Origin of the sequence: Variovorax sp. YR634 (assembly GCF_900106655.1) — a bacterium.
In the GTDB taxonomy this organism is placed as follows: Bacteria; Pseudomonadota; Gammaproteobacteria; order Burkholderiales; family Burkholderiaceae_C; genus Variovorax.
This window is the reverse complement of record NZ_FNOL01000043.1, coordinates 1-10,981: the sequence shown is the minus strand read 5'-3', so window position 1 is coordinate 10,981 and position 10,981 is coordinate 1. Positions and strand designations below refer to the sequence as shown.

General features: G+C 65.9%; 8 protein-coding genes and 1 pseudogene. 1 reads left to right on the top strand and 8 read right to left on the bottom strand.

Going from position 1 to position 10,981, the window contains the following annotated elements:
• The first annotated feature begins 370 nt into the window (after nt 1-370).
• Nucleotides 371-769 (top strand): DUF4431 domain-containing protein, encoded by a 399-nt coding sequence (locus BLV60_RS33480; protein ID WP_093060056.1) that lies wholly within the window; start codon nt 371-373, stop codon nt 767-769.
• Between the two features lie 188 nt (nt 770-957).
• On the opposite strand, the gene BLV60_RS33475 is transcribed toward BLV60_RS33480, so the two are convergent.
• The 8 genes and pseudogenes from BLV60_RS33475 to BLV60_RS34785 form a co-directional block, all read right to left on the bottom strand.
• The gene (locus BLV60_RS33475; protein ID WP_093060054.1) at nt 958-1,428 is read right to left on the bottom strand and encodes a hypothetical protein; all 471 of its coding nucleotides are present in this window, start codon (nt 1,426-1,428) and stop codon (nt 958-960) included.
• 25 nt (nt 1,429-1,453) lie between these two features.
• A complete protein-coding gene (locus tag BLV60_RS33470; RefSeq protein ID WP_218132269.1) occupies nt 1,454-1,768 on the bottom strand; it encodes a hypothetical protein in 315 nt (104 codons plus the stop codon).
• Nucleotides 1,769-1,856: 88 nt separating this feature from the next.
• Nucleotides 1,857-2,183 (bottom strand): hypothetical protein, encoded by a 327-nt coding sequence (locus BLV60_RS33465; protein ID WP_093060053.1) that lies wholly within the window; start codon nt 2,181-2,183, stop codon nt 1,857-1,859.
• A 2-nt stretch (nt 2,184-2,185) separates the two neighbouring features.
• On the bottom strand, nt 2,186-6,625 hold the full coding sequence (locus BLV60_RS33460) for an RHS repeat-associated core domain-containing protein (RefSeq protein WP_093060051.1): 4,440 nt from the start codon (nt 6,623-6,625) through the stop codon (nt 2,186-2,188).
• A 23-nt stretch (nt 6,626-6,648) separates the two neighbouring features.
• A complete protein-coding gene (locus BLV60_RS33455; RefSeq protein WP_093060049.1) occupies nt 6,649-7,092 on the bottom strand; it encodes a DcrB-related protein in 444 nt (147 codons plus the stop codon).
• Nucleotides 7,093-7,117: 25 nt separating this feature from the next.
• On the bottom strand, nt 7,118-7,561 hold the full coding sequence (locus tag BLV60_RS33450) for a hypothetical protein (RefSeq protein ID WP_093060047.1): 444 nt from the start codon (nt 7,559-7,561) through the stop codon (nt 7,118-7,120).
• Nucleotides 7,562-7,565: 4 nt separating this feature from the next.
• A complete protein-coding gene (locus tag BLV60_RS33445; protein ID WP_093060045.1) occupies nt 7,566-10,739 on the bottom strand; it encodes a type VI secretion system Vgr family protein in 3,174 nt (1,057 codons plus the stop codon).
• Between the two features lie 74 nt (nt 10,740-10,813).
• A pseudogene (locus tag BLV60_RS34785) lies at nt 10,814-10,981 on the bottom strand (type VI secretion system tube protein Hcp); the annotation flags it as partial.

Genomic DNA, 10,981 nt, shown 5'->3' with positions numbered 1-10,981 from the left:
TGCCAAGCTTGATGTAGAGCTGAACGGCTCGAATCCGATCTTCGTAGGAATACACGAACTACCTCCTGGTAGTCCAAGTTTTCGTCCGCACCCCCAGGGGGTCAATTTTCGGCAGCAATCAACAGTTTCGCCAGAGATCGAATCGAGGTTCACCGCCGGACTTCTGGACGAGATCGCCAGCATCAGGGTTCTCAGAGATGTAGGCTGCGAATTCACCGCGCTCGTCCTCTGTCCAATAATTCGGCCATAGCTTCTGGAAAAGTTGGTGTTCTAACGACGGTTAGCATGCGCCAAGTCGTACGCCACTGACGTACAGTCTACGCTTGCACGATCGTGAGGCCTGTCACGAATCCGGCATCAGAAATTCGCCATGCAAAACACGCCCTTCGCTTCAATCCTGTGTTCGTTAGCCTTCGCGCTCTGTGCTTCGCTCGCGACCGCCAAGCCCCTCCCCTATGAGCCAGCCGTCGTCACGCTCCAAGGCACGCTGCTCTCCGCTGACGGGATGAAGCCCGAGGGAGAGAAGCTCAAGTTCCCGGCGATACGGCTCACCGAGCCCATCTCCGTGCCGGAAGACGAGCCGCGCGATTGGCCTGCCGAGAAAAACGTGGTGCTACTGCACATGGCGCTCGACGAAAAGAACATGGCTGCGTTCAAGCGCCTCAAGGGCAAGACGGTCGAGGTCACCGGCCGACTCTTCCATTCGGACAATGGCAACCATCAGACGAGCGTGCTGATCTTTCCGGTGTCGATCTCGCCCATCAAGTAGCAGGGAGTCACCGAAGTAGCTGAGGTTTGCGCCCGCGTGCCCGCATTGGTCGAACACAACGGCCAAGGAGCGATGCGCATCGAAGTCGATGGAGCCCACATGCACCAACCCGCGCGGATCCTTGGGCATGGCCCGGCATGAAAATGGGACGAAGTAGATGTCGAGCATGGGCGCATCGGAGGCCACGCTCAACGCCGCAGCATCGAGCGGTAGTAGTCCGCGAGTGCACCGTACGAAAGCAGAGCACCTGCAATCTTCGTCAGCACTTGCACGTCGCCCTCCTCCTTGCGGAAATGGAGCGTGACGCTGGATGGAAGCAGAACCACTTGCTCGTCGCCCAGGTCGAAGCCTGTCGCGCCCTCGATAGCGCAAGCGGCCCGCGCGGGTCCGGCAATGTCCGCGAAGCCGGGCAGGTCGCAATGCCCGAAGAAGTCGATGGTGTCGTGCAAGAAATTCTTTTCGAGGTCGAAGTGGAGGTTGAGACTCCAGCCGTCGAAGTCGAAGGTGTACACGACCCCCGACCCCGTGCGCCATTGCTCGTCGGCCTCTTGCTCGCAGGCTGTCTGCTCCGGAATGCTCATGCCCGCGGCCAGATGCACGGCGCCTCGCTCGAGGTAGCGCAGAAGGTCGAGCTGCCCGGCGATGGTTTGCTTCAACATCCGACGTGCTTCACCAGCCTCCGTTTCACCGGAGACGGAAGTTCTCCGCCGCACTGCCGAGCCACTCCTGCTGAGCAGGAATGTGCGCCGCAAGTCCTTCCAGGAATGAAGCAAAGCGCTCGAAGATTTTCACGGCCTCGGGATCCTCGGAGGTATGACCCCACCCCGTGGTGTGGGAGTCTTCGAGCTGGTCCAGTATCTTGAAGAAAACCTCGCTGTTGCGCGCGATGTCATCGGGCTCGAGCGCCATCAGGCCAAGCATGAAGCGCACCTCGTCCCCCACGGAAAGCAGTGAGGGCGCGTTCTGCAGGTCTTCGTACAACAGGTCGATCGATTTCATGGACTGCAGGCCTTCATGGGTCAGGTGACCTTGTGGTCGGAATGTGAGTTCCATTCCTGCCAAGGCATCGTGCTTCGCCCCGACAGGCTCAGTCGCTGAACGCCACAAGCCCCGCGCCTTTGCCGACCGCTCCTTCGAAGATGCCGCGCATTTCGTCGAACGCCGCAAGCGCCTGGCGGTTGCCGCCAAGCTCTCCCACATTCGAAGTGAAGATTTTCAGCAGCGTTGCAACCTGTGCGGGTTTCAGCAGGGAATCTTCGAAGTACTTGAAACTTGCGCCGGCCTTGCTGCCCTTGTCGAACAACACGGCCAGCGAACGGTGCGCATCGAGTTCGATGGAGCCCGCCAGTTCCAGGCTGCCCGGGTCTTCGGGCATGTCCGTGGTGGAGGGGTCTGTGTAGTAGATGTCCAGCATAGTCAGTCCAGCGGGTGGAAGGTTCGAACGGTTCCGTCTTCGTTGACGGTGGCGCGATAACGTTTGTATTGTCCGTCGTACTTCAGCCGGGACTCGAACACGGCCTTCCCCTCGTAGCTCGACTCCTTGCCGTGCTTGAGCGTCTTGCCCAGCAGCGAGGAAATCTCTCCCTGGCTCATGCTGGAGCTGAACTTCGATTTGTTGGGGAACCGCGCCGGATCGACGTGCCGGTCGTAGATGTGCTTCCACCCCGACGTGGCATTGCCCTGCTCCAGCGTGAAGTTGCGGCTGCCCCTGTTGAAGCCGACCGGCCGTGCAAGCGTCTCGCCGCAGATCCAACCCAGCGGGTCGATCCACCGGATGGGGTTGGGAGAGTAGCTGTGCAGGTTGTCGCCACCCGCAAGCCCGATGGGGTCAGGGCTGATGAACCGCCCGATGTCCGGGTCATAGAACCGGAAGGTGTTGTAGTGCAGCCCCGTGTCCCGGTCCAGGTACTGCCCCTGGAATCGCAGGTTCTGCTCGATGGCCTGGGGCGCCGTGCCGGTCGATGCAACAGCGCGGCCATTCAGGGCCGTGACCTCCCATTGCTCGGTAACGGTCGCGCCCCATGTCCTGTAGCTCGCGCGCCAGCACAGTTGGCCTTCGTTGTTGCTCAGTTCTTCCGGCAGGCCGGCGGTGTCGTTGTGAAAGTGAAAGACCTGTGCCGTGTCCGATGACTGGGCGGGCTCGGCCTTCGCGTCGAGCCGCGCGACTGGTACGTGGCTTTCGGCCTCGTACACATAGCTCACCACCTGCGAGCCCCTGCGCTCCTCGATCAGCCGCATCCCCTCCCAGATGAAGCGCGTGCTGCCGAACGCATCGTGCTTCGCCACGCGCCGCCCCATGGCGTCGTAGTCGAATCGCGTGAGTTGCGTGGTGGCTTCGGGCGTGCCCGGGCGGCGCGTGGTGTGCACGGCCACGAGTCGGCTTTCCTCGTCCCACTCGAAGCGCTGCTCGGTATGCCTGCCCGCCCTCTTGCGCACCAGCCGGCCATGGCCGTCGTAGCTGTAGCGCTTGTCCTCGAAAACGCGCACTAAGTTGTCGCGCACATAGCCGGGCGCGGTCGATGATGCATCGAGCAGGTTGCCCGCAGGGTCGTAGGCGAAGCGTTCGCTGTTGGCAGCCGCCGCGCTGCGCAAGGTTTCCTCGATGCGCCCGGTAGCGTCGTACCGGTGCCCTGTCGTGCCCTGCAGCGAATGCCGGCTCTGCCGCAGCTCGCCCACGGGGTCGTAGCTGTATTCCTTCATCAACCCGTCGAGCAAGCGGGCCCCGGGCGTGCCGGCGCTGTCGATGGCCTGGCGCCAGCTCGGGTCTTGCGTAGTGAAGGCTGTGTCCAGCCCGCCAGCCCGGCACCACGATGCGGCACGTCGGCCCAGCGGGTCGAGCGCGAAGCGGGTGTGCAGCGCGCCCTGGCTGCGCGCCACTTCGCGGTGCAGGTCGTCGCGCTCGATGTCGCTGATCAGTTGGTGCACCGCGGGTGCATCACCGCGCTGCTGCGACAGGTTGATCTGGTGCAGGTGGCCGGAGCCGTAGTACAGATAGTTCAGCACACGCTGCACACCCGGCTGCGACGCGATGGCGGGCAGCACGGTCTGCGTGCGGTTGCCCAGTTCGTCGTGCGCGTGGTGCAGGGTGTGCGTTTCGCCGGTTAGCTCGTCGATGGCGGTCTCTTCGATCAGCCGGCCGAGCTTGTCGTAAGCGAAAACGGTGCGGTGCAGCGTGCGCGCTTCGCCGCCGGTGCCGGGTTGCGGCGCCTCCAGCTTGACCGCCTCGGTCAGCCGATCGAGCTGGTCGTAGCTGTAGCGGTAGTGGTGGCTCTGGGTGCGCTTCCCGATGAGGCGACCCACGGCGTCGCGCAGCAGTTCGGTGCGCAAGGGCCGGCTCGCGGCAGGCCGTTGCCCGATGCCGTCGTGCAGCGCGAGGTCTTCGTCGCCGATGCCGGGCACATGGGTGATGCACACCGGCCAGCCGTTGGCGTCGTATTCCACCTGCACACGCGTGCCGCCCACGCGGCGCTCTTCCACCACGCGGTCGGCGGCGTCGCGCACGAACTCGAAGTGCAGGCCGTTCTCGTTGACGAGCGACTGCAGGCGCTGGGCGCTGTCGTAGTGCCACGCGATGCGGCGCCCCTCGGCGTCCTGCCGCGTCAGCGGTTGGCCGCGCAGGCCGAGTGCGAATTGCGTGCTGCGGCTCAGCGCATCGGTGGCGGCCACGATGCGGCCGGCCGCGTCGCGGCGGAACGACTGGTGGCTCTGGTCAGGCTGCGACACCGACAGCAGTCGCCCCATGGCGTCGTGCGTCAATCTCGTGCGCTGGTTCGCGGCGTCGGTCACGGCCTGCAGGTGGCCCCAGCCGTCGTAGGCGTAGCGCGTGGTCTTGCCGGAGCAGTCGGTCAGGGAGACCAGTTGCGCGCACTCGTTCCAGGCCATGCGGTTGGTGCCGCCCTTGCCGTCGGTAACGACGATGGGCAGGCCCCGCCTGTCGTAGGCGTACTCGGTGGTGTGGCCCAGCGGGTCGGTCTCGCGCACCAGGTTGCCCTGGTCGCTGTAGGCATAGGTCCAGGTGCTGCCGTCTGCAAGGGTTTCGCGCCAGCGCTCGCCGAACTCGGTCCAGCCGGTGCTCTGCGTGCGGCCCAGCGCATCGGTGCGGCTGCTCATGAACCCCATGGGGTCGTAGGTGCAGCGCGTGGTGGCGCCGCCCGGCTCGGTGATGGCAACGAGCTGGCGCAGCTCGTTGTACTGCGCATGCCATTGGCGGCCGGCCGCGTCGATGTAGTCGGTGACCTGGTGGTCGGCGTTCCAGTGCCAGGCGAATTCGCGGCCGAGCTGGTCGATGACCAGGGTTTCACCCAGCGCCAGCGCATCGTCCGCGGGGGGCGTCATGCGGCGCACGGTGTAGCTCTCGCCGTCGTTTGTCCAGTGGCGGGCCACGTGCGCGTCGCCGGCCGGGCCGCGCCACTCGTAGCGGCACTCCAGCCCCGCCGCGTCGGCGTGGAAGCTCAGGAGGCCCTGGGCGTCGTAGCCGAAGCGGCGCACCACTACGCCGTTGCGGTCGGTCACGTCGAGCAGGCGGCCTTCGGCGTCGTGCCTGTACGCCACCAGCAGGCCCGGCAGCTCGCCGGGTGCACCGGCGGCCAGGCGCACTGCCCCCAGCCGGCGGCTCTCGCCCGCGTAGTCGAGCGCAAGCAGGCGCCCGGTGCTGTCGGTCAGCTCGCTCAGCCGGCCCAGCACATCGTGGCGCAGGTCGATGAAGTTGCCGTTGCGGTCCTCGAGCCGCGCGAGCTTCAGCGTCTGCGTGCGCGGCAATTCGGCGGACGGTGGCCCGAACATGAAGAACAGCCCGCCCGGCACGTGAATGAAGTAGTGGCCGCCTTCGGAGCGGCACAGGTCCAGGCCGTCGCGCAGGCTGTATTGCCGAGTACCGGGCTCGATATCTGGCAGCACCATCGGCCGGCCCTGCTCATCGATGAGCGTCACGGTGGGCTGTCCGGCGGGGTCATTGCCCAGCCGCAGCTCCATCGCATAGGGCAGGCTCCAGCCCTGCCCAAGCGCGCCGTCGCGGCGAAGGTCGTGGCTGCTGTAGAAGCGCTGCCACGCAATGGGCAGCGGGCCGGGCAAGCTGAAGTCAAGCTCGCTCTCGCCGCCCAGAAACTTTCCGCCCGTGGCCGCATGCACCGGGTTGCCGAAGGAGCTGACCAGGCCGTGGATGCCCATGCCCAGCCCCACCGCCCCTTCGATCAGGCAAGGCAGCGCGTTCTTGCCCTGGCGCGCGAGCTTGGGCAGGCAGCGCAGGCCGCGGTAGATCATGACCACGTTGAAGATGGTCACCAGCACCTTCGAGATGAGCGGCACCTCGTCGGCCACCTCGCGCACGCGTGCGGTCGGCCCACCGATGAAGACGGTGGGCGAGCCTTCGCTCACCTTGGCGCCGCACTCGGTGTGGTCGTCCTTGCGCGAGGCCACACCCATGTTGACGAACACGGTCTCCGCGCCCTCGGCAAGAAGGATCTGCGGCGAGTCTTTCTTGCAGCTCACGGTGTCCATCGGCATCTCGGGCGAGGCGCGCGCCGCGCCTATGGCCTTGCTGTCGATGAACACGTCCGACGAGCCGCTGGTGATCATGCCGGTCACGGTGAGGGTCTCGGGCACCAGCGCATCGGCAATCGACTCGCCCAGGCTCGCGCCGACATACCCGCCGACCATGCGCGCGCCCACCACCACAGCGCCCGCCACCAGCGGCCCCGCAAGCCCCCCGGTGCCGACCACGGCGGCAGCGGCCACGCCCACCGCAAAGCCCACGGCAATGCCGCCGATCAGCCCGCCCGCGAACTTGGCCCAGAAGCGCGCGTGCGCGTTGGTGTGGGCAATGGGGTCGTGCAGCCGGGCGGCGGGTTTACCGGCCATGGGTCGTCGTGGCCTTCAAGGTGTCAGGCCCTGGGCTGAAAGCTCTCGAGCGTGCGCCGCCACAGCGCGAGCGCCTCTGCGTCGAACGGCACGGGGCTGCTGGCCGTGAGGATGAGCACGGCCTTGCCGGTGGCGTCCTGCGGCAAGAGAAACACGGCCTGGCGCTGGTGCAGCGCCTGTCCGTTCTGCTTGAACTGCGTGGCGAGCTCGATGGCGCGCAGGCTCGCAATGGCGGGCCCCACGGCGATGTCGGTGCGCGACACCTCCTTCAGCTGGCTCACCTGGCGCGTCAGGTCGTTCATCTGCCGCGTGACGAACTGCGCCAGGCTCTCCTGCGCGCGCAGCGCATCGCGGCTCACGATGAGCGTGGTGCCGGAGCCATCGGGCATGGCCAGCACGTTCATCGAGCGATCGATGCGCCCATCGTCCGGCACGTCGAACTGGCCTTCCTGGATGTGGTACTTCATCAGGCTGCTTTCTTCCGGGTTTGTTCTATGCGGGGTCGAAAGCCACGAAGGCCAGGCAGTCGGGGTTGCGCTCGGTGAAGCCGAACGACAGCCGGCCCCAGCCGAGCGTGGCCGTGAAGGTGCTCGCTTCGTCGAGCGAACGGCCGCGCGGCACGTCGATGAGTTCCAGTGCGGCGTAGTGCTGGCGCACTTCGGCCATCGGCACGCAGCGCCCCTTCAGCTCCAGCACCAGGAAGCCCTGGCTCGCATCTTCGCGCTTGATGCGCAGGTCGATGCGCGCAAGCTCAGCGCCATCCGCAAGGCGCACCGGCGTACCTTCGAAGAACCGGAACGCGTCGCCGCCCGCGGCATGCGTGTCGCTCAAGGTGGTCGACAGCGTGCGGCCGACCTTCTGCGTGGAGAACGGCAACTGCGCCGCCAGCGCATCGACGGCCTGCCAGAGCGTCATGGTCGTGGCTTGCCGGTTCATGGGTTCAGTGTTTGCCGGCATATTTCTTGTCGTAGGAGTTGCCGTAGTACTGCGTGTACTGCTCGCCGGTGGTCGATGTGGTGAGCGTGCCGTAGTACTTGCCGGCCGCGGCTCTTGCGGCCTCCCGGGTACCACCCTTCACCATGCCGTTGTAGGCCTCGTTGAAAGCCTCCACATTCGCGGGGTTCGCGCCCTGGAGGATGTCGACCTTGGCCGCGCGCCAGACTTCACGCTGCACCTGGATCTGGTTCAGTGCGGCCTCGCCCTCGGAGCTGAGCATGCTGTTGACGAACGCGGTCTTCGAGGAAATATCGGGCTTGAAGCGGTATGAATAGACCGCGTGCCCGACCTCGTGCGACAGCGAGGCGGCGGTCTTGTACGGGTCGCTCGCGTAGTCGCCGTCGATCACGATCTTCCTGACACCCGGATTGGTGTTGGCATACGAGCCTCCGCCTGCAGCGCCATAGCTGACATTCCATTTCTCGCCCTGCAAAAACTTGATCTGCCTCTGCAGCGTGGGCGACCTCGCCGCGATGGCGTCGACACCTTTGCCGAGGCCGGTGGTGACGTAGCCCGGCGGCGCGGCTGCGGGCACAGCACGCTCCGATGCCTCTGCCGACGTGGCAGCAGCCGCGGGCGTCAGGGGCACGCCGTCTTCCACCACGGCTTCCTCGCTCTGGCTGCCGATGGGCGCATCGCAGTTCAAGAAGATCTTGCTGCCGCGCTGGTCGAGCTCGCCCGTGAAGTTGACGAGGCCCTTCACGCCGTTGATGTTCACCGTGCCGTCGGCCAGCAGCACGATGGACGACTTGCCGCAGATCAGCGAGATGCTGGTCTTGCCGGTAACGAACACGTCCTGGTCGGCCGCCTGGATCACGACCGACTTGCGGCCTGTGATGTTGGCGTTGCTCTCGGTGGAGGTCATGGAGGCGTCGGTCTTCGACACCAGGTTGACGGCGCCCGCGCTGGCGTGCGAGACGATGTCGCCGCCCGACACCACGTTGACCTGCCCGCCCTCGCTCACCTGCGTGAGCATGCCGCCGGTAACGAGCTGCGTGAGCTGCGCGCCGGTGGTCAGCGTCATGGCCGAAGTGGCGCGCATCGACACGCTCTGCCCCGAGCTCACGACGATAGGCTTGGGACTGATCATGGTCTGCCCCTCGGGGCTGACGATGGAGACCACGGGCTTGTCGATCTTGCGCGAGAGGTCGAGCATCTGCTGCGCGTCAGCCATGGCGGGGTCGGGGTTGTCCGAGACGCCGGCTTCCGGCGTGCCGCCCGCGGCCAGTGCTGCCACGGCCTGCGAAACGCCGCCCGCGGCTTGCACACCCTGCACCAGGCCCATCAGCGTCTGGTTCTTGCCCTGAGCCATCGACCCGACCAGTGCCTTGGTGGCCGCGATGGCCTGGCCCGACGCCTGCATCAGCGCATTGCTCTGCGCCAGCGTGGCGCCCATGTGCTCGTGGCCGTCGGGGTTGTCGCGCGAGACGCGTTGCGCGTAGTCCTGCGTGTAGGTGGTCAACAGCAGGCCCTTGTCCGCGCGGATGGAGCCCCACTCATTGGTGCGCAGCTCGAAGCCATAGCTGCGCTGCACGCCCGAGCCCTGGTTCATCAGGTAGCCCATGTGCAGGTGGGTGTTGCCGTGGTCGGTCGACAGCTCGATGTGCTCGGTGCCGCGGCTGTCTTCGAAGCGCAGCATGTGCTTGCCGCCGCCGCCCTTGCTCCAGTTCGTCTGGAAGCCGGTCTGCGTCTTGTGGCGCGGCAGCTCCCAAGGCGGCATCTGCGCGGCGTTGTAGACACAGCCGGTGACGATCGGATAGTCAGGGTCGCCGTTGAGAAAGTCGACGATCACCTCCTGTCCGATACGCGGGATATGCATGGCGCCGTAGTTGCTACCAGCCCAGGTCTGCGACACGCGGATCCAGCACGACGAGTTCTCGTCGCGCCGGCCATAGCGGTCCCAATGAAACTGCACCTTGATGCGGCCGTACTCATCGGTGTGAATCTCTTCGCCCGCGGGGCCCACCACCACCGCGGTCTGCGGTCCGGTGGTGCGCGGCCTGGGCGTGACGCGCGCGGGGCGATAGGGCGCGCTGTCGGGGAGCACCTCGAAGGTCTGGCGATAGCTGGTGCTGCTGGTCGATTCGCTGTAGGCCGCGTCCGCCGCGCCGACCACGCGCAGCGCGTTCTCCTGGAAGTCGTAGGTCACGGCCTCGATCAGGTAACGGCGGTTGTCCTCGGCGTTCGGATGGCGCGCCAGCTCGAACAGGTAGCCCGGTGCCATGTGGCGCAGGTTGCCTTCGGCGCTCACCAGTTCGCGGCGCCCGGCGAGCTGCTCCAGCCGCAGGCGTGCATAGTTCTCGCCGTCACCCAGCTCGGTGTAGCCGCCGGGCCAGTCGTAGATCTCGAAGTCGTCGCGGCTGTGGCCGGCCGGCTGCTGGCGCACTGTGTCGATCTCGGCGTTGGGCTTCTTGAAGTCGTAGTCGTCAGCGGCGAAGTTGCCCGAAGCGATGTCTTCCGAATGGCTCCAGCTGTCGATGAAGTCCTGCTCGAGGATCTGCGCGGCCAGCACGCCCGCGTGGTACGGCACCTTCACCGGACCGCTGGGCAGGGGGGTGTGCGAATCCGCGCCGTCGCACAGCACCAGCTGATGGCTGCCCTGCGCGTGCGAGAAGAAGTAGTAGATGCCCTCCTGCTCCATGAGCCGGCTGACGAAGTTGAAGTCACTCTCCGAGTACTGCACACAGTAGTCCCAGGTGCGGTAGTTGCCGCTCAGGCGCGCGTCGATGGCATAGCCGTAGGGCGCGAGCACCTCCTGCAGGATCTGCGGTGCCGTCTTGAACTGGAAGATCTTGAAGTCGGAGCGACGCGTGGCATACCACAGCCAGGGGCGCAGCGTGGCCTCGTACACGCACATGTCGCCGTCGTCCTTGCCCACGTAGGCAAAGCGCGTGACCTGTCCACTCAGGAAGCGCTTGCCGGCGCCGCCGAGTTCCGTGGCGAGGTTCACCTCGATGCTCATGTCCTCCCCCAGCATGCGCTTGGGCTGGATGTTGGGCATGTCGCTGATGAGCCGCACGCGATGCTCGAACAGTGCGGAGATGCGCTCCTGTCCCGTCATCGAGCGGAACTTCAGGCGCTCGCCCAACACGCTGTGGGCGATGAAGCTGCGGGTCATTCCTGGAAGGCTCCCTGGTCAATGCGAGCCCGGCGCGTGCCGCAGAAGCGAGCAACGCGCCCGGCAAAGGGAACTCATGCTTCCTTGTTTTCCTTGATGTTCCAGCCCAGCACCGTCTCGGCGCCCTTGCCGCCCTTGTCGGTCTGCTCCCAGTACTGCTGCTTCACCTTCGCGGCCTGGAAGGCGTACTGCACGAACACGGCGTCCGAACCCTGCTCGGCCGTGTACTGCACCGAGGTGAC

What these genes read in the sequence shown, in the direction of transcription:
- BLV60_RS33480 (WP_093060056.1), top strand. Translation starts at nt 371, where the DNA reads ATGCAAAACACGCCCTTCGCTTCAATCCTGTGTTCGTTAGCCTTCGCG.
- BLV60_RS33475 (WP_093060054.1), bottom strand. Translation starts at nt 1,428, where the DNA reads ATGTTGAAGCAAACCATCGCCGGGCAGCTCGACCTTCTGCGCTACCTC.
- BLV60_RS33470 (WP_218132269.1), bottom strand. Translation starts at nt 1,768, where the DNA reads ATGAAATCGATCGACCTGTTGTACGAAGACCTGCAGAACGCGCCCTCA.
- BLV60_RS33465 (WP_093060053.1), bottom strand. Translation starts at nt 2,183, where the DNA reads ATGCTGGACATCTACTACACAGACCCCTCCACCACGGACATGCCCGAA.
- BLV60_RS33460 (WP_093060051.1), bottom strand. Translation starts at nt 6,625, where the DNA reads ATGGCCGGTAAACCCGCCGCCCGGCTGCACGACCCCATTGCCCACACC.
- BLV60_RS33455 (WP_093060049.1), bottom strand. Translation starts at nt 7,092, where the DNA reads ATGAAGTACCACATCCAGGAAGGCCAGTTCGACGTGCCGGACGATGGG.
- BLV60_RS33450 (WP_093060047.1), bottom strand. Translation starts at nt 7,561, where the DNA reads ATGAACCGGCAAGCCACGACCATGACGCTCTGGCAGGCCGTCGATGCG.
- BLV60_RS33445 (WP_093060045.1), bottom strand. Translation starts at nt 10,739, where the DNA reads ATGACCCGCAGCTTCATCGCCCACAGCGTGTTGGGCGAGCGCCTGAAG.